At 34.1% G+C, this 24,864-nt stretch carries 19 protein-coding genes and 1 pseudogene; 13 read left to right on the top strand and 7 right to left on the bottom strand.

Features of this window, described 5'->3' with window-relative positions:
- Position 1: 1 nt before the first annotated feature.
- From tssH to KO527_RS22100, 7 genes are read left to right on the top strand one after another with little or no spacing between them, the layout of a single operon-like run.
- On the top strand, positions 2 to 2,608 hold the full coding sequence (tssH, locus tag KO527_RS22130; protein ID WP_216042418.1) for a type VI secretion system ATPase TssH: 2,607 nt from the start codon (positions 2 to 4) through the stop codon (positions 2,606 to 2,608).
- Between the two features lie 8 nt (positions 2,609 to 2,616).
- Positions 2,617 to 3,324: a transporter substrate-binding domain-containing protein gene (locus KO527_RS22125; protein ID WP_216042417.1), complete on the top strand. Its 708-nt coding sequence runs from the start codon at positions 2,617 to 2,619 to the stop codon at positions 3,322 to 3,324.
- A gap of 20 nt (positions 3,325 to 3,344) precedes the next feature.
- The gene (locus KO527_RS22120; protein WP_216042416.1) at positions 3,345 to 4,394 is read left to right on the top strand and encodes a hypothetical protein; all 1,050 of its coding nucleotides are present in this window, start codon (positions 3,345 to 3,347) and stop codon (positions 4,392 to 4,394) included.
- A 1-nt stretch (position 4,395) separates the two neighbouring features.
- Positions 4,396 to 4,914 carry a type VI secretion system lipoprotein TssJ gene (gene tssJ / locus KO527_RS22115; protein WP_216042415.1) on the top strand — a complete coding sequence of 173 codons (519 nt, stop codon included), beginning with the start codon at positions 4,396 to 4,398 and terminating at the stop codon, positions 4,912 to 4,914.
- A gap of 19 nt (positions 4,915 to 4,933) precedes the next feature.
- Positions 4,934 to 6,268, top strand: a complete 1,335-nt coding sequence (gene tssK, locus KO527_RS22110; protein WP_216042414.1) for a type VI secretion system baseplate subunit TssK — start codon at positions 4,934 to 4,936, stop codon at positions 6,266 to 6,268.
- Positions 6,269 to 6,279: 11 nt separating this feature from the next.
- Positions 6,280 to 7,434 carry a type IVB secretion system protein IcmH/DotU gene (gene icmH, locus KO527_RS22105; protein WP_216042413.1) on the top strand — a complete coding sequence of 385 codons (1,155 nt, stop codon included), beginning with the start codon at positions 6,280 to 6,282 and terminating at the stop codon, positions 7,432 to 7,434.
- Complete coding sequence (locus tag KO527_RS22100; protein WP_216042412.1) at positions 7,431 to 10,787, top strand: type VI secretion protein IcmF/TssM N-terminal domain-containing protein; 3,357 nt, start codon at positions 7,431 to 7,433, stop codon at positions 10,785 to 10,787. Before icmH ends, KO527_RS22100 begins: the two co-directional genes overlap by 4 nt.
- A 67-nt stretch (positions 10,788 to 10,854) precedes the next feature.
- On the opposite strand, the gene KO527_RS22095 is transcribed toward KO527_RS22100, so the two are convergent.
- On the bottom strand, positions 10,855 to 12,264 hold the full coding sequence (locus KO527_RS22095) for a serine hydrolase domain-containing protein (protein ID WP_216042411.1): 1,410 nt from the start codon (positions 12,262 to 12,264) through the stop codon (positions 10,855 to 10,857).
- A gap of 18 nt (positions 12,265 to 12,282) precedes the next feature.
- Complete coding sequence (locus KO527_RS22090; protein ID WP_216042410.1) at positions 12,283 to 13,743, bottom strand: amidohydrolase family protein; 1,461 nt, start codon at positions 13,741 to 13,743, stop codon at positions 12,283 to 12,285.
- Between the two features lie 188 nt (positions 13,744 to 13,931).
- On the opposite strand from KO527_RS22090, the gene KO527_RS22085 reads away from it, so the two are divergent.
- The 4 genes and pseudogenes from KO527_RS22085 to KO527_RS22070 all read left to right on the top strand — a co-directional run.
- A complete protein-coding gene (locus KO527_RS22085; RefSeq protein ID WP_216042409.1) occupies positions 13,932 to 16,187 on the top strand; it encodes a winged helix-turn-helix domain-containing protein in 2,256 nt (751 codons plus the stop codon).
- Between the two features lie 159 nt (positions 16,188 to 16,346).
- Complete coding sequence (locus KO527_RS22080) at positions 16,347 to 17,063, top strand: hypothetical protein (protein WP_216042408.1); 717 nt, start codon at positions 16,347 to 16,349, stop codon at positions 17,061 to 17,063.
- A gap of 20 nt (positions 17,064 to 17,083) precedes the next feature.
- The gene (locus KO527_RS22075; RefSeq protein WP_216042407.1) at positions 17,084 to 17,437 is read left to right on the top strand and encodes a RidA family protein; all 354 of its coding nucleotides are present in this window, start codon (positions 17,084 to 17,086) and stop codon (positions 17,435 to 17,437) included.
- A gap of 160 nt (positions 17,438 to 17,597) precedes the next feature.
- Positions 17,598 to 17,954, top strand: a pseudogene (locus KO527_RS22070) (GNAT family N-acetyltransferase); the annotation flags it as partial.
- A 184-nt stretch (positions 17,955 to 18,138) separates the two neighbouring features.
- Here KO527_RS22070 and KO527_RS22065 read toward each other — a convergent pair.
- The 4 genes from KO527_RS22065 to KO527_RS22050 all read right to left on the bottom strand — a co-directional run bounded on the left by KO527_RS22065 (position 18,139) and on the right by KO527_RS22050 (position 20,522).
- The gene (locus tag KO527_RS22065) at positions 18,139 to 18,612 is read right to left on the bottom strand and encodes a hypothetical protein (protein ID WP_216042406.1); all 474 of its coding nucleotides are present in this window, start codon (positions 18,610 to 18,612) and stop codon (positions 18,139 to 18,141) included.
- Positions 18,612 to 18,782, bottom strand: coding sequence for a hypothetical protein (locus tag KO527_RS22060; protein ID WP_216042405.1), 171 nt, complete (start codon positions 18,780 to 18,782; stop codon positions 18,612 to 18,614). The genes KO527_RS22065 and KO527_RS22060 overlap by 1 nt, the downstream gene beginning before the upstream one ends.
- A 56-nt stretch (positions 18,783 to 18,838) precedes the next feature.
- Positions 18,839 to 19,525, bottom strand: a complete 687-nt coding sequence (locus KO527_RS22055; protein WP_216042404.1) for a hypothetical protein — start codon at positions 19,523 to 19,525, stop codon at positions 18,839 to 18,841.
- 97 nt (positions 19,526 to 19,622) lie between these two features.
- The gene (locus KO527_RS22050; RefSeq protein ID WP_216042403.1) at positions 19,623 to 20,522 is read right to left on the bottom strand and encodes a formylglycine-generating enzyme family protein; all 900 of its coding nucleotides are present in this window, start codon (positions 20,520 to 20,522) and stop codon (positions 19,623 to 19,625) included.
- Between the two features lie 241 nt (positions 20,523 to 20,763).
- Between KO527_RS22050 and KO527_RS22045 the strand changes: the two genes are divergently transcribed.
- Positions 20,764 to 22,560 carry a winged helix-turn-helix domain-containing protein gene (locus KO527_RS22045; protein ID WP_216042402.1) on the top strand — a complete coding sequence of 599 codons (1,797 nt, stop codon included), beginning with the start codon at positions 20,764 to 20,766 and terminating at the stop codon, positions 22,558 to 22,560.
- Between the two features lie 39 nt (positions 22,561 to 22,599).
- On the opposite strand, the gene KO527_RS22040 is transcribed toward KO527_RS22045, so the two are convergent.
- The gene (locus tag KO527_RS22040; protein ID WP_216042401.1) at positions 22,600 to 24,036 is read right to left on the bottom strand and encodes a hypothetical protein; all 1,437 of its coding nucleotides are present in this window, start codon (positions 24,034 to 24,036) and stop codon (positions 22,600 to 22,602) included.
- Positions 24,037 to 24,270: 234 nt separating this feature from the next.
- Between KO527_RS22040 and KO527_RS22035 the strand changes: the two genes are divergently transcribed.
- Positions 24,271 to 24,516, top strand: a complete 246-nt coding sequence (locus tag KO527_RS22035) for a hypothetical protein (protein ID WP_216042400.1) — start codon at positions 24,271 to 24,273, stop codon at positions 24,514 to 24,516.
- Positions 24,517 to 24,864 lie beyond the last annotated feature (348 nt).

Here is a 24,864-nt window from a genome sequence, read left to right as displayed (position 1 = left end):
TATGCCACAAGTAAATTTACCTAATCTAATTGCTAAATTAGACCCGACAGCAAAACGCGCTTTAGAATTAGCAGCTGGCGATGCGATGAATACTCACTGCCCAGCCATTGAGCTTGAGCATTGGTTAATGCAGCTTATTTATAAGCCAGACCCACAAGTGACAGAGTTTTTTACTAGCCAAAAAATTGAACCTGAAAAAGTAATTAATGAACTTTCAAGTAAACTCACAAAATTAAGCAAAGGCTTTGAAGGTCAACCAAGTTTAAGCGGTAATTTAACCGAGTTAATTAAATCAGCTTGGTTATGTGCAACGGTAGATTTTTCTCATGATCAGTTAACAACTTTGCATATTATACTTACGACACAGCAAGTGAGTAATTTAGGCACTAAAGCCTTATCTTTAAAATGCTTTGAAAACTTCTCTGAATCAGCATTACGTAATCAAATATCAAAATTAAAAGTCACCCATGTTGGCACTAAATCAGTTGGTGCCAGTACTGCTGGTGCAAGCTCTGGTGACGCTCTAGAAAAATATACTACTAATTTAACCCAAGCAGCCAGAGATGGACAATTAGATAACGTACTTGGTCGAAACCAAGAAGTTAGAACAGCAATTGATATCCTCTGCCGTAAAAGACAAAACAATCCTATTTTTGTAGGTGAGCCTGGTGTTGGTAAAACGGCAGTTGTTGAAGGCTTAGCAATAAAAATTGCACAAGGTGAAGTACCTGCTGCTATCAAAGATGTAGAAATTCACAGCTTAGATTTAGGTCTGCTTCAAGCTGGCGCGAGTGTTAAAGGTGAGTTTGAAAACAGACTAAAAGATGTGATCAATGAAGTTAAAACATCTGAAAAGCCAATCGTGGTATTTATTGATGAAGCCCATACCTTAATTGGTGCCGGCGGTGCAGAAGGTCAAAATGATGCTGCTAACTTATTAAAACCTGCGCTTGCACGCGGTGAGTTTAGAACTTTAGCCGCAACTACGTGGGATGAGTACAAAAAATATTTCGAAAAAGACCCCGCTTTAACCCGTCGTTTTCAGGTCGTAAAAGTTGAAGAACCTAACGCCACAGATGCATTGCAAATGCTCAGAGGTGTAGCCGAATCTCTGCAAAAGCACCATAAAGTATATATTCGCGAATCAGCAGTAGAAGCTGCGGTTAATTTATCTATCAGATACTTACCTGCTCGTATGTTACCGGATAAAGCGATTAGCCTATTAGATACCAGCTGTGCACGTATTGCATTAACACAAGGCGCAAAACCTGAGTCTATCGAAAGTTTAGAGCAAACTTTATTATATTCTCAAAATGAACTTGAAGTAATGCAAAGAGAGTCATCAATCTTTGATAATGTCTCTTTTGAAATATCAGAATTAGAGCAAAAAATTGCAGATACAGAAACGCAATTAGCTGATTTAAATATCCGCTGGCAAACTGAATTAACACTTGTTCAAAGTGTGATTGAGTTACAGTCAACAGTAACTGATAACTTAGCCAATGACGTGTCAGATGATGAAAGTCATAAATCATTAAATGACAAACTAGCTGAGCTTGAAGCATTACAATCAGGTGAGCCATTAGTGAATGCGATGGTAGATGATATTACCATTGCGCAAGTGATTGCATCTTGGACGGGTATTCCAATTGGTAATATGCTGAGCGATGAAGTAGCAAAACTATTATCAATTGAAAAGAACCTACATAAACGCGTCATTGGCCAAAGTACCGCAATCAGCGAATTAGCGAAGAGCATTCGTATCTCTCGTGCGGGCTTAACTGATAGCAGAAAGCCTATTGGTGTATTTTTAATGTGTGGACCAAGTGGTGTTGGTAAAACAGAAACAGCCGTTGCTTTAACTGATTTATTATATGGTGGCAGTAATGATATGACTGTTATCAATATGACTGAGTTCAAAGAAGAACATAAAATATCAATGTTATTAGGTGCACCTGCAGGTTATGTAGGTTTTGGTAAAGGCGGTGTATTAACTGAAGCCGTTCGCCGTAATCCATATTCTGTGATTCTATTAGATGAAATGGAAAAAGCACATCCTGGCGTACATGACTTGTTCTATCAAATATTTGATAAAGGGTCTATCGCCGACAGTGAAGGTCGCCAAATAGACTTTAGAAATACTATCATCATAATGACTTCTAATGCAGCCGATCAAGCTATCTGTGATGTCTGTGATGCGAATGAAGAACGCTTACCAAATGAAGCGCTTGTTGAAGAAATACGCCCTGCATTGCAACAATATTTTAAACCTGCATTTTTAGGTCGTGCGACAGTTGTTCCTTATTACCCATTAAACAATGAAGAGCTTGGTAAAATTTGTGATATTGCAATGAACCGAATTCGTAAGAAGCTGATTGAACAATATAAAGCCAGCTTCAATTACGATGATAGCTTTGTGCAATATGTAGTAAATAAAAACACAGACCCAACAACAGGTGCACGTGGCATAGAACAAATAATTAATCGTTCACTTATGCCAAGATTGGCAGAGCAATGCATTACTTTATTAAGTGAAGGTAAAGAGATTAATAAAGTGACTGTAACATGTTCAGATACAGATGACTTTGAAGTCATCATTGAATCTTAGGAGTCGTTTTGTCTCAATATATCATTAAATTTGTAGTGTTAATATTAGTACTGGTATCTAACCTGTCATTGGCAAGTTTAGGTCCCAAAAGATTATTATTAACTACTCAGGAATGGCCGCCGTATCAGACCTATTCATCTGATACCATAGCAGGCCTAGCTGTTACTCGCCTTAAATGTGTATTGAGACAACTAGAGCAGCCCTATCAGCTTACAATGACTAGCTGGGAAAATGCCCAACTTAAAGTACAAAGTAGTGAGCAACACGGTTTTTTTGTTGCAGAGCAAACGACTTTAAGAGATAAATATGCGGTTTTTTCAAAACCACTTATCAACCATCATTGGTATTGGTATTTCTCTAATTCGCTATCTGATACCACATTGAATGAAAGTAATAAAAAACAATGGAAAGTCAGTGCTAAATTTGGCACTAACAAATGGTTTCATTTACATAACTCTGAATATGATGTGATAAAAAAACCAAGAAATGTAAAATCTCTTTTAGACATGCTGATGCATAACGAAGTGGATGCTGTTTTAGTAGATGAACTGGCTATGCAAGTTGAGCTCAAAAAGAAAGGCATGTTAGCAAGCGGATTTAGAAGTAAAGAAGTGGCCACTAAACCTTTAGGTGTTTATTTCAAAAAAGACTTCATAAACAAATATCCTGATTTTTTAAATGAATTCAATCAGTCGATTTCAGATTGTTCGCAATAAGGTAATATTGATAATACAACATGGCAATAACGATACAATTAACCGAAATACCACAAAATGAACATGTAACAAACCGAGTGTTTTCTTTACCAAAACAAGGCGGAACTTTTGGATCTTCATTTGACTGTATGATTGAGTTACCAGACAGAAGCGGTCAAGTCGCTACGACACATGGCCGTTTTGTTGCTGATAACAACACCATGATGATAGAAGCGTTAAATGGTAATAATATAACAATTAACGGCGCTTCATTAGCAACCGGCAGGCTTGCTCCTATTGAAGATGGATCTATGATAGAAGTTGCTGATTACACTATGTTAGTAAGCCTAGTTAAAAGCATTGAAGCTGAAGAAGAAAGTGAAACAAGTATAAATTCAAAGATAAAAGATGTTCATTTTTCATTAGAAGGGTTAAATAATGATGACTTTGATGAAAATATAAAAATGAAAACCAGTCAGCATCATATTAATCAAGGAGAACAAATGAGCCAAGACCAAGAACAGCAACCTCATTTTATCAATAATGGCGTATTTGTTGATGATCCTTTTGATGAAGACCCATTTAAAGATGAAGAGATCAGTATAAAAACTGAATCTGAAATTCCTGCGGCTAAAATAAACAGTGAAGATCAATCAGGACAATTTTCAAAAATAATGCCTGAATTTGAAGAAGAAGACACCCTAGTATTTGAAAATAAGCCGCTTCAGAAACAAACGGTGACCAATGATGAAAGTAACCCAGTAAATAATAATGGGGTTAGCAATAATTCTGTGAGCAATAAGCAGCTTGATCATTTAGTTCGCCTGCTAGATACGCAAATAGTCAGTGCCAGTGAACAGCAATCTAAATTATTTAAAGCGTTAGATAAAACACTCACAACCTTTATAGATGAGTTTTCACCAGCACATCTTGAAGATGTTTATAGTGACTTTGGTACACCCATGTTTGCTTCTAAAGAAAAACAATATTGGCGTTTATACCGAAAATCATTTAATCGACGCTTAGACAAAGGTGAGTACCACAGACTATTTAAGGCGTTACTACTTGAAAACATGCAGAGTAAGGATTGATATGATTAAGTCCTTTTTGACCACGTTATTCTATTGTACGGTAATGTATTGCAGTGTATTACTTATTAGTGGTTGTAGTGTTTTTTCAGGTTCAGATGAGCCGAAACCAACCTTTATTTCAACGATTTTAACTGCAGGCGAAAGTGCAAACCCCTCAAAATTGAGTGCTGCTAACCCTGTTGTAATTAAGTTGTATCAATTAAATTCAATTGATACCTTTAAGTCTGCACAAGTGCTTGACTTATATCAACAAGATACAAAAATATTAGCTGATAGCTTAATAAAGAAGAAAACACTCTCAAGCTTAGTACCTAAAGAAAAAAGAAACTTAAATATTGAGTTACTTTCAGGCACAAAATATTTAGCTGTTTTTGTACAGTTTTCAAATTATTCACAAGCAAAAACCAGAGCTTGGTTAGATGTATCGAATTTAGATGATGTCAAAAACATCACCATATCTATCGATTCATTAACCGTTAATATGCAATCAATCCCACAAGAAAGCTTTTGGTCGTGGTAAAAAATTTAGGAGATTTAACTTGGATCTAGTTAAACAAGTTGTATGGAAAGAAGGGAGTTTTATCTCCCCACAACACTTTCAACAGCAAGCGTTGCATTTTAAATCTTATATGCAAAATTATGCAGGCACGCAAGGTTATTCTGGTCACTATGGTTTAAGTGATATCACTGTAAATACTGATTTGCTAAAAATAGGCAAAATAGCCGTTACTTTTTGTAATGGCTTATTTCCTGATGGCCATTACTTTTTACTTGATGAAGAAATTATCATTGATGTACCTGAAGATGCTGTAAAAAAGACGGTATATATATCAATACCATTAGCATTAAAAGGCGCACCTGCATACGGTGAAAAAAACACTGAAGCTACGAGATATTTATGCCAAACAATCACCAGTTATAATAATACTTCAGCACAAAGTGACTCTGTTGAATTAGAGGTCGCCAAAGATAACGTATGTTTATCTATTGGTAAAACTGATATGGCAGGCTACGTATCATTTCCTATCGCACGTATCTTAGAAACACGTGAAACCGGTGAAGTGGTATTTGATAGTAGTTTTATTCCTGCATGTATTCACTTTCAAGCATCAATTTACTTGTTCGATAAAGTTAAAATGCTACAAAGTCTATTACAGATCAGGGCCAAAGAGGTGCATAAACGCATAGCAGTCGGCCAAGAAAGTAAAAGTGAGCAAACCCTATATAAAGACTTCTTATGGCTGCAAACATTAAATAGATGGCTACCATGGAGCGATTGGGTTGAGCAAGATATGCAATACTCAACACACCAGATTTACCGCGATTTAACCACATTATCAGCTGAACTATCAGGATTAACACCTGAGCTACCACATGCATTCCCAAAACTTAATTATGATGACTTATATAGCGTATTTAGTCCGATATTTATGAAATTACGTAGTCAATTAAGCATGGTACTACAAGATTCAGTCATTGAATTTAAATGGAATGATCAGTTATTCGAAAAACGTCGACTATTGCGCACTATCATCAATGATCCAGATAATATGAGTAAACGCCGTTTTGTAATGAGTATTGAGTCTTCACTTTCAAATGATGAAATTGCGCAAATCATGCCACAAGCAGCTACTTTAGCTGGCAATAGCAATATTGTTGAGTTAGTGCGAAATGCGATGTCAGGTATTGAGCTAATGCATTTAATGGTTGCCCCGAATGAGCTAAAACCAAAATCAACGGCGACTTATTTTGAAGTCAATACTCAAAATAATTTGTGGCAAGATATGCTCAAAAAAGGAGAAACGCTGAATATGCATATTGATAATCGCATACCAGATCTAAAAGTGACCTTATTTGCATTGTCATTAGGGTAAAGTAGAAATATATGCCTAATATCAATACCCCAACAATGCCCATAGATTTTAGCGATAAAGTTCAAAAAGAGCAGTTATTATTTAATTATAATGATAATGCACTCTATAACTTAAGTGTGCCGCTTTTATCTATCATTTTGACTTTATCTCGCTTACCTAGGCCTGAGAATTTAGAGTTATTTAAAAACTTATTAAAACAACACATTGTTGATTTAAGTGAGCAAGGAAAAAATCTTGATTACCCGTCGGCAGTAATAGATAAACTATGTTGTTTACATTGTATTGTATTAGATGAGTTTATCATTCACGGCGCTTGGGGTGGTGACGCTGGGTGGGAGAATAATACGCTTTTAAGTGAGCTATTTGGTTTAAAAAATGGCGGTGATTTATTTTTCACCATAACTGATAAAGCATTAAAACAAGCAGCTAAAATGCAAGGTCTGCTTGAACTGAGTTATGTATTTTTACAAATGGGTTTTAAAGGCAGATATCGCTCTAGGCAATCAGAGCAATTAGGCGTTATTACCAAACAAATACATCAGTCTATCGATAACCCTGACAAAACTGCTGGCATCTTATTAAAAGATGCACCAATTGCTAAATCACTCTTTTTAAAAAATGGTGCGCGATATTTTTCATTTACGGTCGTCATTTTATTAACGCTCACCTTAGTCTTTGCCTTTTTTGATTACTGGTTTAAAGAAACTTATGAGCTGCGCTCAAAAGAGTTTAATGAATTACAAAAAGTCACAGCTAATTATATTTTAAATACGCAAACTAAAGATATTATCTACATCAGTACCGATGAAGACATACATGCGGTTAAAAATTTAACACAAACACATTCTGCAGCTGAACCAATTTCTAATACTGTGTCAGGGCATAAACATAACGATCTAGATTTAACCCAAGTAGAAACAATTAAGCCTGGCAATTTTAGAGTGCAACTCGCATCTTTTTCATCACAGGCCAATGCAAATAAATATCTAAATAAATTATCAAACAGCAATTACGTACTTTCTATCATGCCTATCGGGTCATATTTTATTGTTTACAGTACAGCCCAAACAATAAGCGACGCTAAAGTACAGCAAATATATTTTAAGGATAATTACCAAATATCAACAGTTAGAGTTGAAATTCAAGATAATGGTAACCAACAATGATGACTTTTACGCTCACAAAAAAACACCTGATCGGTGGTATTTTACTTTCCTTATTTACTGGGTTTTCTTTGGCATGGTGGCTTGTCCCTAACCTTGGTTGGATATTTGCTTCAGCTGCCGTTTTAATTTTAATCTCAAGCTGTGTTTTATGGTTTTTAAACCGAGATAATGCCACCATAAAGCAACAAAAAAACCTAGAAAAACAAGATGGTAAACTCGTTAAAACTATGTTTTCGCTCTTTATGACCGGGCTTAAAGACAGAGGCATGATAAAAAGAAAGTACCGTTTACCTTGGTATTTATTTGTCACTAATAATCTTAAAAGCGATGATGCCGTTTTAACACAAATGGGTTTTAGAAATAATACAAACTCAACGATTAATGACCAACTACCAGTAAAAATTTGGCTGAAAAATGATGCCGTTGTATTAACGGTTGAAATATCCGACCAAGACAGACGATCGCTAAACTGCCTAAAACTACTTTTAAAACAAGTAAAGAAATTTAGATCTCGTCAAAGCTTAAATGGTATTATGATCAGCCAATCAGTTGATAATTTAATTAGTAATAATAAAAATAATGCGCAACAGATCACCAGTGATTTACGCTTAGTAATAGATGAAACACAAAGCTTATGTGGTCAAAAACTACCTATTTATGTGCTATTTAATCAAATGGCCGGTTTATCAGATTTTTGTCAGTTTTTTGCATCTTTAGATGAAGAGCACCTCAATGGTAACTTTGGCGCGTTAAATGTCAAAAATGCGAATCTAGGTAAGTTTTCTCTGAGTTGGTTTGAAAAAGCCTACGACACTATTTGTAACCGAATGGGACAAACTGTTTTAACTGCGCTAGATAGCCAATTAAGTGAACAGTTTAGACGTTCAGTTGTCGCCGCCCCTGTTCAGTTAAAACAAATTCAGCCTGATATAGGCTACTTTTTAGAACAATTATTTACAGTAAAAAGTAATGCAAAGAGCTACGAGTTTAGAGGCTTCTTTTTTACCAATACACAGCAAATATCACAAGCAACGGATCCTCTAACTAAGCAAGTGGCGTATCAGTTAGGTTTTAATGAAATGCTGCAAAGTGATAATGTAAAATTACCACATAGTATTTTTATTAATCACTTATTTGATAAATTGATCCGCCCTGAAGCTGGTCTTGCTGGTATTAATATCAATAGTAAGCGCCTTTTTTGGAGCTTTCAAATCAGTTATAGCATAGCGATTGCAACGATAGTTATATCAGCAATCGCATTACTAAAAGTCAATTTTGATTATTACCAACCTTTAAATGCAAAAACACTACAACAACTAAAACAATATAAAAATGTTGTGAGAAGGTCGCCATACGATATTGAAGAACTGGCAATTAACGTCAATAACTTACAAATGTTACGTAATATCTATCTTGAATATAATAAAGCGACACCGTTTTATATTTCAGATTTGATCCCAAATCCCCAGTTGTCAGAATCAGTCAAACAGGCTTACCACAATGAGCTTAAAGACGTTTTATTGCCATCTTTAGTTCATTACTTAGAAGATGAGTTATTCGTTTACGAAACGCTAGGCGACAGTCTTCAAACTGCAAAACTGTTAAACTTAAATGAAGAGTTACAACTGCATGATAAAAAGTCATGGGATCATTTAAAAACCTACTATAAACAATCTTTTATTAAAGAAGGTCACTCCGAAGAAAGTACATTAAAAAACTTAATTGTTTTAATGGACGATTTACATAAATTAGGTGTACCTAAAGTTAACTTAAATCAGGCTCTAATCACCCAAGCTAAGGCCAGTATCAATAAAATAAACACAACAAAGGTATTGTTTGAATATATTAGTGATCTACCTGAGTTTTCATCTATACTCGATATCAGCAGTGAGCTGGGGAATAACTTCTCAAGCTTATATCAATTTAAAAATGATTCACAAAATCAATTTGTGCCAGTTATTTTCACACCTCAAGGATTTGCCGGTATGAATTTAACTGCAAGTTCAGAACTAATGAAAAGTGTGATAAACAATAACAAATCATTGTTAGGCCATTCATTAAACGATTTTGAAATTGATAATATCGCTAAAAGTCTGCAAAGATATTACCAAAGAGAATATGTACAATATTGGGTAGATTTCATTGTTGGCATTAAGCTTAAACCTATCAATAATGAAAACTTAATTCATGCGCTATCTTTAATGTCTTCTAAAACCAATGCACCACAAAATCGCTTATACGAAGCAATAAGCTATTATACTGCCCCTCAGTTATTTACTAAAAAAGCAGACACGCCCGCATCCGAAAAAGAAGAGCAAGCAGCAAAAGCATTATTAGCCCCTGTCAATGACCAAATCGTAATGGCTAATAATATTAGAACTGAATTTTCGGTATATCATAGGTTTGTAAAAAAAGACGATAAAGGTCTCAGTGAGTTAGTCCATTTACACGATAACATCACACAGGTCGCTAGCTGGTATAAAGATATTCAAGACAATAAAGATGTCGGTGCATATTTATTTGAACAACTCACCTCAAATAAAAAAGATCAAAGCTTATATCAACTCGCACAAATGCAATTGTCTATTCCTAAAATTGATTTACATATCTCGGGGATTATTAATACGATTAATCAAGAAGTGAATACATCAGTTGCTAAACACGTTAATAAAATTTGGCAAAAACAAATAAGCAATCCATTTAGCTTACAGTTTGCCAATAAATTTCCATTTAACTTAAACAGCCAAAGCAATGTAAGTTATAAACTCTTTAATAAATTCTTTAAACCTGAAGGTGTATTTGATGAGTTTAATGGCTTTATTTTAAGTAAGTTTTCTCAAAATGAAGACGGCTTAACTTTAAATGGCTTTACACTCGATAGTCAGCTAAATATTTCATCTGATATAAACAAGAAATTTAATGATCTCAAAGTCATTCAACAAACGTTGTATCAAGAAGATGTTAATCAAGCGGCAATTGCTTTTCAGTTAAAAACAAGCTCAATGTCAGCAACATTATTAAACTTTGAGCTCTTCTCTCAAAGAGCCTTATTTAATTATGAACATGGCCCTAAACTATGGGAAAGCTACGTTTGGCCCCAATTCACGGTTCAAAACCCGCTGTTAACCATTTTTACAGATACACAAAATAAAAAGGTAACAAAAGAGTATAAAAGTGATTGGGCATGGCTACGTTTAGTTTATAAGTTTTATCAAACTGGCAATGATAATACCCAAATAAAGATAATTGAGGATAAATCTCAAGTCACCTTATCCTTATTAGTCGAAGGCGAAAACAACCCGTTTGAACCAAACTTCTTTAGTAAGATAAAGTTTCCTGCAAAACTACTTTAAACCAGCTTCATTCTCTATTAATCTCATGGTTGTTAAGCCCTGAGATTAATAGAGAAATTGATTAAAATTATTTACAGAAACCTTGCTTATTCAATAAACCAATGGTTACCTGATGATCACATGCACGCTCTAGATTAGTTTTAGCATTCAAAGAATCTGTAAAAATATTGTTAATGAAAGAGAATAACCTTAGTGACTCACTGCCAAGGCCGCTCCAAAGTATTTGATAAGCCAACGCAGATAAACTTGCCTCATTAAAATTATATTCTCCTTTTTTAGCCTCTAAAGCAGTCATAGTCTGCTCAAAAGTTCCTGATAGCAGACTCTTTATTAAAATCAGAGGTACATCATTTTCACGATTTTTAAGTGGCTGATTGTACAATACATTTGCAATATCAAATGTAAGCTGTTGTTTTAAAAAGTAGCTTATTCCCACATTGCTCAAAATAATAATGCTATGCTTATCATCTATAAAACGCGTCATAATAGAACTATAGCCATCAAACTGACCATCATACATATGAACATTCACATTTTGCTTTTTACTAACGGGTACCTTGCCAACACGCCAGCTATATGAATTTTCGGGATTAAATAAGCGTATTTTACTTTGCTCATTGAGCAACTGTTCACCATATAAAGCTAAATCAAACCGATGAAGATCCTTTGCACTAGCATAAATCGCAGAACCAGCACCAAATAAATTCATATTTTTTGCTACTTGCTCAAGATAACCGTTCTTTTTACCCCATCTATAGCCTTTTACAATACCAGAACTTAATTCAAAACCACTGGCGACACCTGACTTATTCATGTTTAAAGGCAGTAATATATTATCTTTTAAACTCTCTGAATAAGATTTATCAGTCGCTTTTTCTATTACTTTGCCTAGTAGGAAATATCCTAGATTTGAATAAAGGTAATCTGCTCCAGGAGCAAATTTTGGGGAAAGTTTGGCTATCATATTAATAAATGCTTGCTCTGAAGTTTGCTTATGAAAATCCACATCAAACCAACCATTTATGGCAAAGTGATCAGGTAAACCGGATGTGTGGCTTAGCAGGTGATGCAAAGTCACCTTTCGACCAAAATTATTTTTAAATTCAGGGAAGTGATCAGCTAACGTATCGGTTAACTTTAGCTTGCCTTGCTCCTCAAGTTTGAGCATTAATGTTGCTGTAATTGGTTTGCTAAGCGATGCAAGTCCAAAAGCGTGAGAAACACTTATTTTCTGATTGCCGACTCGGTCAGCAAAACCATAGGCCTTTTCAAAAACAACCTTTCCTGATTTTGCGACCAAAATAACGCCTTCAAAAGCATTATTAGAAGTGTAGCTATTTACAACCTTTTCAATTTTAATTTGTGTTTCATTCACCATTCCCATTGCTAAATGATTATCTGCATTTGATGTAAAACTAAGACCACAAAATAAGATAAAACTTATTAATATTTGAATCATTTTTTTAAAAAATAACATTATTTCTCTGCTTATATCTTATTTAACAGCCAATGATTCACGATCGATTGCTTTGCCTTTTACAATCACTTTATCGATTTCATTATAAGCATCTATAGTGAGTAATGGGTTTTGGTTAAGTAGAAGTAAATTAGCGAATTTACCAGGCTCGACTGTGCCATATTTATCATCCAAGCCAAACGCTTTAGCATTATTGATTGTTGCTGCGGCTAAAACTTCTTTATAATTTAAACCCGCTTTAAATAAATGCTGTAACTCCTTGTATGTTGAATAACCTGGCTGAGATACATATAAAGGTGCCGAAGGTGTATCGCTTGCCAGCACCATAGGTAAACCATTTTCTTTTAAATATTGAACAACCTTTTCTCCTTGAAAGATTTTACGATCTTGGTTTTGATGAATTTTTTCTAAAAGCATATTATCGTAATCACCAAGGACAATTTCTTTAAACCATTGCCCTGCTTTACTTTGATACCAATTAAGTGCATTTGTTGAAACCACTTTTTTATAGAGCGGATCTGCCATAGTGTCATTGATAGTGATACTTTTTAAGCCATCCATTACACTAAAGGTTGGTTGAAAAATCATACCTTTGTTAATAATTTCGTCTAACAAAATCCTAATATCTTTAGGAATAGCTGGCTGGCGATTAAAGTCGAGCCAATTCCACATGCCATGGGCAATCACATCAACATCTGACGCAATTGCAATCTGTTGCATATCAAATGCATTAGCATGTGCCATCATCATTAAACCATGCTTAGTTGCCGCAGCCCTTACCCGTTGTAATAACTGCTTGCTGATCAGCGGCCAATCATTGTTATGGCCAAAACCATCCTCAATAAACACTTTAACGCAAATAGCACCATCTTCAGCCATACGTGCTACAACAGCTTCCGGCGTATGTTGCGTAATATCATAGTTTTTTGGCAATTTGATATTGGTATTTTGCTCCAAAATCAAATAACGCTTATTTTTAAGTGTTGTTGCTTCATCAGACCATACCGTTGGATAACCGCCTAATATTGGAGCTGCGCCACAATGAAATAAATCAGGTTTTTGCTCACTTTGATTAAAAGTAACGATTGCTTGTTCGGATTGTGATGGGTCGAGCAATTGTGTGACACCAAAATACAAATAACTTCTCGGCTGCTGCTGTAAAAACTCTTTTTCTAAGGCGACGGCTTTAACTGAATTATTGACTCCAGGCATATTAGAGACATGTACGTGTGAATCCATCAATCCAGGAATAAGAAACTGTCCAGTACCATCGATTTTTATACTCTCTTTACTTTGTAAAATTGCAGACGTAGATACTTCAATTATTTGATCATCGATTATTCTTATATTAGCGTGTTTGAGTGGTTTATGTCTGTCTGGAGATATTAGAGTAACATTCTCAATCAATAGTTCATTAGCAAAACAGCACCCATTTATTCCAATAAGAAAAAGTGAATATAATATTTTTTTACATTTCATTTTTTAACTTTCCATTGTTTATTAGTATCTGCCATCACAGTGTCATTTGAGTCACAAAAAAACTCAATTTTAATCTAAAATTAATCTCAAAATTTTCTGAATCCATATAAATCAATAAGATAAAAAATATAAAAATTGTAAAAGTTTCTGTTAAAATATTGCGCTAATAGTTTAAAGGACAGTATTACTTGGAAAATTTCGATTCATTTTATGTTGGTAAATGGCTCATAGAGCCTGCTCTTAATCGTATCAGCAAAGATCAACAAGAAATTATCTTAGTACCAAAAGTGATGTCTCTTTTGTTACTTTTAGTTAAACATGCAGGAGAGCCAGTTAGTCAGCAAACTATTCTGGACAATGTATGGTCTGAGCAAGTCGTTTCTGACAGCTCTATTTATCAAGCGATAGCACAACTTCGTAAAGCTTTTGGTGATAGCGCTAAGAAAAAGTACTTTATAGAACGCGTTTCAGGTAAAGGTTATCGTTTAATTGCAAAAGTGAGCGAACGATCAAAAGACGTTTTTTCCCATCCCGTTACAGATATTGAAATAAAAAATAAAACATCATCAAAAGAAATATTATCAGGAAAATCTGCTCGTGCTATTTTTGTAAATAAAAAAGCATTTATAGCCATATTTACGACACTGATCTTTTTAAGCTTTTTACTTATTGGATACTTCAAAGGTTTTGAGCAGCAATCGACTAATAGCCCTCAAACCTTAACAAAAACAAAGCCCAAAATACCGTTTGCTATAAATGATATTAACGCTATCGGTTTAGTTAAATTAACAATCTCTCAAACAAGCACCTCTACTAATCTTGAAGCATTAAATGATGTGTTATTAACTCAACTCATGCATTTTAAAGATATTCAAATAATTAACCTAAAATCAAAGGGTAATTCAGTAGATACGCAAGCAATTCTCAGTGGCAATATCACAACCCAAAAGACTGAACTTAGGGTGTATTTAAAGTTAGAACATACTGAAACTCAACAAGTAATATGGGCCAAACAATTTACAGGTAGTACGACTAATATATTTGCAATGCAAGATATGATTGTTGCTGATTTATTAGAATTATTTAATCGCCAGCAACCTATCGATACATTTAACAAAAGTAATATTGATACCATAGCTTTCGACCAATACTTATTAGCGCGCCATTTGTGGGATCAACGAAATGTAAAAAGCTTAAAACGTTCACAGCAGCTCTTTGAATCTTTACAGAACAATGATCAATTATTTCCATTAGCAGCTGTGGGTTTGTGCAATACTTATCAATATTTACATATCTATTCAGATTGGACATTAAATAAAGCGCTAAGCATGTGTGAACCTTTATTAGATCAAGCCTTAGCTGAACAACCTGATTTAGGGCAAGCATTGGCAGCAAAAGCCTTGCTATTAAGTCATCAAGGTGAAAAATCAGAAGCTAAAGCATTATTTGAAAAAGCAATTAACTTAGCGCCAAACTACGCGTTTGGCTATATGTGGTATAGCAGCCTTTTAAGAGATATTGGACAATATTCTCTATCTTTGGAATATAGTAAAAAAGCCTATCAGCTTGCACCTGTGTCGCCAATCATTAATCGAAGTTTAGCCTACTCAATGCTCAACCTTCGGGAAATGTCTCAAGCAAGATACTACTATCAAAGGGCCCTTGAACTTGATCCTGACTATACGGATCGACCTGTGGGCGAGTTAGATTTTTTCAGCTTAAATAGCCAAAGAGCAAAAGCTTTTAATCTATGGTTAGTAAAAAATCAGAGTAAGTTAACTAAACAACCCAATTTTGCTTTAACAAAATCACAAATAGATCTCGCCTTGGGCAATATAGAAACTGTAATGGCAACAATAAAAACATCTAGTACAATTTCAGTTAACCCTTCTTTTTTATTGTTTATCAAAATGGCTGTAGCGACAGCAAAAAATGATCATAAATCAGCGTTGGCATTACTCACAGAACGAGAAAAACTACACTCAAATACAGTATCTTTTTCGATTCCTCGCGCCATTGTTTTCTCGCAAATGGGACTACAAGAAAAAGCATTTTCGCTATTATTAAAATCTAATCCGGAGTTATCAAAAACACACACTAAAGTAACCGAAAAAAATAAGTCGCTATTTATACTCTACTATCAGTTACAGCAATCTTTATTTGATAAAAAAACATTAACTGACTTGCAGCAACAACAACTCGCAGCATTATTTAAAGCGCAATTAAGCCCAAGCATCGCGCAAGCAAGCTGGTACTTACTTCAAGGTGACATAAAGAAATCACAACAAACGCTGTTAGCTATGTTCGAAGCTGGTTGGCTACCAGATTACAATATGGACATGTATCCTGAAGCAAGAATGAAAGATTTATTTAACCAATCAGGTCTAGGTACAAGTAGATACGAAACATTACTCAAAAGGAATAGAGTTTTAGTCAGTCACTAAGCAAATTTGAATTGAATTAGTAACTTAATGCGAAGTCATACATTAGAGCTTAAATACTAAAATATATTGTAAATCGTATTCAATATGGTATAACCCTCGTTAAACGCAGTGCCAGTTATAGGCACTGCGTTTCTTTTTTAAATTAACTAGGTAGTATAAATGAGCGTAGCCCAAGATTTAGCCAAGCTTCGACGATTAAGCAATATCGTACATGGACCATTAAAACTCATTTTAAATGAAGTATTAGCATTAACCCCTTTAGTTGTAGAATGGATTGATGTGCAAACAAGTGGCTCTGCTGTATGCAGATATAAACCAAATAATATACGTCAATATGAAGTCCGATATCAAATAGGCAATTTAGGTAATTTGGTACATGAATTAACTCATGTCGCGATAAATGAATCTTTCGGTTTAGATTTTATCAATTACCCTAATTGGTCAGCTTTAAATTTACCTGAGCGCGATTTAGATACATTAGGCCGATGTAAAAATGAAGATTTACGCCAAACAAAGCAAATGAATCATCAAATGAATATGGCTAATACAGATGTGCTGGTGCGCATACAATCGTGGTCAAATGCTTCAACTGAATTAAGTCCAGAGCAAAAAAAAGAAATCTCGGACAAGCTTGTATATGGCATGATCAATCCCCAAAAAGAAAGTATTACCGTACTAAATCAAATTTTAGTTTGGTTATTTGAATGGGGCTTTCCGATGATTGGTAAACATAAAAATAAACCCATTGTAAATGCCCTTTACGAAGAGCTTAGTTTAGTGGTAAAAAATGCCTATAATGAGCGACAAAAAGGAAAAACACATTTTTTATTACGCCAATCAGCTCAGCAAAGGCGCTTAGCCATGGGTTATGAATAAAAAAGAATAAAGGAGTTTAGATGATAGAAAGAAAACCAGGTATTTACGCTGGCCGCAGTAAATCATCTGCATATAATGATTTAGTCTGGACAGTCGCCACGTCATCAGATACATCGGTTGGTATTGAACAACAGACTAGGCTCACTTTAGCTACCATTCAACAAAACTTGTTAGAGCTTGGCTCTGACAAAACTCAAATTGTTTCGGCACAAGTGTATATAGCAAATATGGCAGAAAAACTAAAGATGGATACCCAGTGGAAGATTTGGGTTGGCGACAATCCTGATCATTGGCCCCAGAGAGCATGTTTAGGTGTTAACCTAGAAGGTGATGTTTTAATTGAAGTGACTGTCACTGCTGTGAGAAAAATATAACCAGTAATCGATTTTACTTTAAGGAAAATAAATGCAAATCACAGAGATCACAAAAAGTGACTTTGAAGCTTTTTGGCCTATTTTTAAAGACATCATTCAAGCACAATAAACGTACGCTTTTGATCCTGAACTAGACTTTGCATCTGCGTATCAGCTTTGGTGTATATCACCTCAAAAGTGTTTCGTAATAAAAGAAGACGACTCCATATTAGGCACTTATTATATTAAGCCCAATGCATCAGGACCAAGTGCTCATATTTCAAATTGTGGTTATATGGTAAGCCCGCACAGTCGAGGCAAAGGCATTGCTCGCAAACTATGTTTACATTCACAAAATATAGCGCTAGAACTTGGCTTTACAGCCATGCAATTTAACTCTGTTGTATCAACCAATGATATCGCAGTGAAATTATGGCAAAAGTTAGATTACAACATCATAGGCACTATTCCCAAAGCATATAATCATAAACGTCTAGGGTTCGTTGATTCTTTTATTATGCACAAGCAATTAGAGTGATAGGTTCGTTAAGGTGACAAAATAAAAGTAACTAATAAGCTCACTTAGTCGTAATCAAATATAAAAATTATTAAATTTCTGAATCAAGTACCAGTCATCACCAATTACCATCCATTGATGATAACTGTTTACTTTGAGCCAGAGATATCAAAACCAAAATGATAATTTATGATTTTAAAACCTATCAGCCACGCTTATTCATATTCGCTCTTTCCATTTCTTTTTCTACTATTTCTCTGGCTTCTTTAATGTCTTCAAAAAAATCATGTTGATACTGAACCAGTTTTTGATAAGTTTTTCCTGAAATTAAATAAAATGCTGATAACATCAAAAATACGGTGAAAAGTGTAAACAAATAATCCTGTTCTATTAGTAAGGCAGGTATACAAACACACGCTAAAATAAGTGCATAATATTTCAAGATATTCGCACAAAAAAATGATCCTCTTGTTACCCGAAAATTCACTATACAAAATACACCTATGGTCGAAAATAATATTCCTATTTGCCATTTAAGCGTTAGTTCCATGTAATAACTAAAAATAGTGATGCCTGAAAATGCAGTACCAGCTATTAGCATCATAGTTACTAACAAAAACCGACCCATTAATCTCCAAGGAGGAAATAATAAACTACCCTTTTCTTCTTCATCCTTCATTATTGAGCTAACTCCTCATATATTCCAACAGCAATGGAATTAACATTTCCTGATAATGCACTACCTGAAAAGCTCATAGAAGCTCCAATGGCATCTTTTAACTGTAATTTAAGTGATTGAGTTATTTTTATCCCTGAGTAACGTTTTGGAAAACGCCCGCTACGCACCATACTTTTTAATAGCTTGTTTGATATCCCTGGATGGTTAGTACGAATAATATCTTGAGTTAATCGCTTTTTTCTGCACGAGATAGCCCTTTCAATATTGCAGAAGTGCTTTTACTGCTATTAGCCATTAAAAGCTTTACAGTTTTAAGCGTTGCCGCTCCGGCAGCCGCAGCACCAGCAAGTAAGATAATATCTAAAGCAGTTGTAATGTCTTGGTACCATTCATTTGAGTCGAGAAAGTCATTCATTTCAGGGTTACGTCGTTCATTATAAATGCGGTAAAGACCATTACCACATTGCATTGAACTAGCTGTACTTGCACCAATAACCAAATAAGTCACAGCAGCACTTGTACCGCCAGTTAAAGGGATAGCAGGACTGCTGCCAAAAACAGCAACCCAACCTAAAAATGCAGCTCCACAACTTAACACTGTGCCTGCCAATTCACCAACCAACTTAGATTCACGGATATTTCCTTGACTGCCTTTTAAATGCCCAGCGAATTCCTTTTGATTCATTAATTTTGGAGGCTCGCGTAAAACGACTTTGATTGGATTTAGGCGACATGAAGGGTCAAAAGGTCTAAGCTCTGTAATTGTGTAATTACTATCAATATAAACTACTGCGGCACCATATAATTCAGGTATATTATCAATATCATGAAACAATTTTTTTTGATCAATATCGTAAGTAAGTCTGCTCTTAAGTTGATTTTCTTTAAAATTGTAGATGTCATGTGCACCCATACTAAATTCCTTTTTAGTTTAATATTTATTGTGAAATGTTACCCGCCACAAAGTACCTTTAAAGGAACTAATTACAATAATTTATTATGAATAAAATTTAATTACTAACTATCACTTCTACTAATCTAAACCCTTCCCCTAAACTGCTTGGGTTAGTGATACCCGCATGTGCTCTATTGGCTGAGCGAACATGTATTGCTTTGGCGCCATATGCACCACCACGACGAATTATCATCGGTCTTCCTTTATTACAACCATCAGTCCAAGCACTGCCATCAGTGGGAGCACCAATATAGTCATTATGTTCACAATCCAACGTATATTCACCAACATTCCCAATCATGTCATACAAGCCATAAGCATTAGGTTTATATTTCCCCACTGCGCTTGTATATTCAGTACCATCATTACAGGCAACACCCGTTTTGTTTAAATTGTAATCCCGTTTTAGCGCTGCAACCCCACTAATATCAAGAATATTAGCGTACTCACATAATTTATTTGCGTCGTTACCAAAGTAGTAATCAGATGTTGTTCCTGCTCGTGCAGCATATTCCCACTCAGCCTCAGATGGTAGTCGGTAAACTTTATTTGTTTTTTCACTTAACCATTGTGCATATGCTTTTGCATCTTCCCAACTGACACACATCACAGGGTGATCATCAGAAGGCGCATATTTTGGTGTTTTCCAATCACCTTTAAGCGCATCTATCCCCCAACTATGTTCTTCAGTGACCTCATTCCAAACCCAACATGTTGGCTTAGCTTGATAATCTGTTGCTTGCACAAACTGGCGAAACTCTTTTACAGTAGTTTCATATTTAGACATTTTAAACGAGTTAATAGAAACTTTATGCTTAGGTTGTTCATTTGAACGTACACCTCCCATCATAAACTCACCAGAAGGTATAGTGACCATGTCTGGCTCAATTACCTTTTGCGAAGAATGTGAGGCAAAGGGAAAGATCAATCCCATCATATATACTATTTTTTTCATCGTGTTCCCTACATTGGCTTTGAAGTAATTTAGATACGCTTTAATATCAAGAAATATAAATCCTTCAATATAATTATTCTTTTAAATTAGCACTTTATAATTAAAATACTTTACTGACAATCTATTTTTCAACAAGTTTTATCTAAATTTATGCTTAGGTTTGATGGCAAATAAAAATAACTAATTACTCAAAAATTCGTTAATATAGATAAAAATAAGACAGGTAAGTCACTATAAAGTCATGCGTTATACATTTAATAATTTTGAATTTAATACTGAAAACTTGCTATTAACTCACAATGACCAAGCCATAACAATTCGTCATACAGAAGCAAAAGTGTTAGCTGTATTTCTAGAAAACCAAGCATCTGTGTTAAATAAAGAAGATATTCTTTCTTATGTATGGTCAAATAAAGTTGTATCGGAGCAAGTTGTTTTTCAAAACATAAGCCATTTACGACAAAGGTTTGGAAATGATGCCATTAAAACTTTTCCTAAACGTGGTTACCAATGGCAAATAAAGACCTTAGTTGTAACCTCACCTTTGGAAGAGAGTTCAGAGTCATCAAACCAAGCTATTCAAACTATCAATAACAAACGTTTAATTTGGCCTGTCATATTTTGTTTTGCTCTTTTGTGTATTTTAATAGCTAGCTTTTATTCAAATAAAGCAATGCTAGATAATACTTCAAACTCAAGTATTAAACTGGCTTTTATTCCAATAAAAGATTTAAGTGAACAATCACCTTATATTAGTTTTGAAGATGATGAGTTACTTGATTTCACCGAATTAAGCTCGTTAAAAACCGAAAAATTCGAAAACGCTATTTCAATTGAATACCCTAAAATAGCAAAAGCGCATCGATTTATTTTAATGGGTAAAATGCGTACTCATAACAATAAACATTATTTAGATTTTAAATTAAAAGGGCCAAGCACTATTTGGCAAGGTCAAATCTCTGGCTCATCAAGACAAGATGTCATTTCTCAACTAACAGCACATTTAAAACATAAGCTGATATATGACTTAATATCCAGCCCTCAGGCACCAGAAGTTAAATTAGCTAAATTATCTATTGCTCATCAAAAATCACCTAACGATCTCATTATTTTACGTGAACTCAGTATGACTTACTTTATGACTGATGAATTTGAAAAAGCCATGGCTTTGGCCGATAAACTGATTAAACTTGCTAAAAATCAAAATAATTTTCAGCACTTAGCTAGAGCGCTCGCTTATCAAAGTAAAGTATTAACTAAAAAAGGTCTTTTTGATTTAAGCGCACAAAAGCTCTCTTTGGCTAAAGGTTATTTTAACCAAATAAACGATTTAAAATACTTAGCTCGCGCTTGGTATTATCAATCATGGTTAGATCATCAAAATAAAAATTATGATGCAATAAAAACAAGCTTAATTAAATCATCTCAACTGGCTTTTAAAGCCAATAATAAACTAGGAGGCATTGAATCACTCATTCATCTAGCGTCAATGGCCCATACTTATCAGCAAGATAAAGATAAATATTTATTTTTACAGCAAGCTGAAACTAAACTGAGAAGCTATAACTTACCGAGTTACCATTTTGCTTTAATTTCATATCGTTACGCAAGTTTTGCTAAAACATCATCAGAAAAAGAACCACATTTAAAAAAGGTACTTGAACTAACAACTTTTACTCCTGAACACTGGGCTGCTCAATCGAGCAAAAGGCAATTAGTTAATTATTACCTCTCTCACAATCGAATAAATGAAGCACAAAAATTGATTGATACAACAACGCTCGATAATGCGACGAACTCTTACCTGAAAGCCTTATTAGCACAAGCACAACTACAAACAGATAAAATGGTAACTTATGCAAAACAAACCTTTGAACAAGCTCAATTATCAGGAAGTCGCACCCTAAGTTTAGATAGCGCATTGCTTTTATGTAACCAAGATATCGATTTTGACTATTATTCTCAATATATAAACAATAATGCAACAGCCTATTGGCGCACCACGAACGCAACTAAGTTAAATACAATAAATTTATAATTACTGCGCTCTTTAGATTAACGTTAGGCTGAATCTGAATTACAAAATTGCGTTATAAGTTTTATTCATCACACTTAGTGAAATATTATTATTACGATGATGCCCTACAATGCGATTTATTGTTAATTGTTTACTACGTACAAAATCAATAAAAGTTTTAGTATAGCTTGGTATCACTTTTGGTATGGTATTGTCAAAAGCAACTTCTAGAAAATCAGCCTGATAGATAATGCCACTTTTTGGAAAGTGCACAAAGCTCTGACGCTTTGAGTGTGAATTTTCTAAAACATAAAAATCAGCGCCTTTAACTGTCTCTTCATGTGAAATGATTTTAAACTTAAATTTAGCCATATCTTGAGAAAAATAAGGATAAGCTTTAATAGCAGATACAGTATAAGCATCAGCCAAAATAGTGACACCTCGCTTAGCATAAGCCCAAAGACCTGCAATATGATCGCCATGGGGGTGTGTTACATAAACCGAACTAATTGTCTTTTTGGGAAACTTAGCTTTTATAGTCTTAATTGTTTTTTCAGCAAATTCTGGGCTTATAGGCGCACCCAATACCATAATTTCATCATTATTAACTTTAAAGAGTATATTTCTACTGGCAGATAGATCAGTGATTAAAAATAAGTCAGCAGCAATCTCCTTAGCTATTAAGCTTTTGTCATGTTTTGGGATGATAGGTCCAAAATCTTCTGGAACTTTAAATTTTGATGGCTCAATTTCTTCAATTATATTCAAACTATCAATTCGATGAACAAAACTTGGTTTAGTAACATTACCAAAATACTTATGAATAGATCGGGCAAAGGTGATGCCATTAGAAGTTTGATAATCAGCATAAACATACTTTTTTTGCTGCGACTTGTTATTTATTGAAGCTAATTGAACTGGGTTATTACCAAAAGTATATTCGATTAAATTATTGTCTGGCGTAGTAAGTGTCAGTGATTTTAAGCCTGTTTTTTGATTTTGATAAAAGTGAGCAACTTTAGAAAGGTTAGGTGTTTCAAGCAATGATTTTACTACCATAAAATCAATATTAATAAATATATGCCCTTCTAATTCTTGGTAAGTATCCATACTTTGCTTAATTATTCGTTTACCTAAAGCTAGACCATTTTTATCATAAAATAGACTGCGTTTATCATCTTGAAACTGCACCCGATTAAAAGTTCTGCCTCCTGAAAAATGATGCACATCATTCTCAACAAACTGCTTTTTAATTAAATCAATTTCAACCATTCTGATCGCTAAGTATCTTTCTGGGGCTTGATAATCCCATGCATAAAATGGACTACGACCTAAATAGTGATAATTTAATGAAAACACTTCAAGAGAAGGTGATTGCTGGTAATGTGTTTTTAATTCTTCTATAAACTTTTCAGCTTGCTCATTACTGGCTTCCACAAAAAATGATGCACAAGTAATCATTAAAATAGATAAGTAACGGTTAAAATTAATTTTCATAAATAACTCCTGTTTGTAATTATCACAAGCGTATGAAAACCAAGATTAAAGGTCTTATCAAAAACATATTATTTATCACGATAAGTTTTTGATATATTCAAAATATTGATTTAACTGTTAATAACTCCTTAATTAAATCTATTAAGTATGCAACTCCATCTCTCCATTTTTACTCCATACTTGTTCCACAATGTTTTTTTATACTTTGATTATAAAAAATATTTTGGAACATTAATGCGTCATAGTTTTATTTTACCAGTTGAAAAAATAGCTAACATATCAGAAGACTGTTTACACAAAGCTTTACTTAAATCTATCAATACGATTAGAAATATTTACTTTTATATTAAAGAAAATTTTTATTTAAGCTGCCTTTTAGGCAAACATGTACCAAATAAAGATTGGGTGAGAGATTTTAAAACAAGTAAAATGAAATGTAGCTGTTTAAAATGTGACGCCATTATCATTGGCAATAAATAACCTTATTTAAAAAGCTGACCTAGTTAATTCATTTTAACTAGGATAAATCATTATTAAGTATCACTTCATTTACACTGGATCTTATAATTGTTAAATTTAGTCACTTTAAATAAATCCCTTTTATTATCCTCCCTATCCGTAAGTACTTTTTAACTTTCAATATAATACCAATGAATTATGTCAAAAATTATAGAGAAAATATCAGTAACGATAGATATCATCAAAGTTAATTTCCACTATTTAAAATACATTTAAACAATGATAATCTCGCTGTTTAATTCTGATACAGAAACATCAGTAAATGCATTTAAATCAGCTTATTGTATCCCTATAAAACTATAAAACTAT

The organism is Pseudoalteromonas sp. C2R02 (assembly GCF_018860845.1).
Classification (GTDB): Bacteria; Pseudomonadota; Gammaproteobacteria; order Enterobacterales; family Alteromonadaceae; genus Pseudoalteromonas.
Note: the sequence above shows the minus strand (reverse complement) of the source record. Positions and strands in the feature narration are given on the sequence as shown.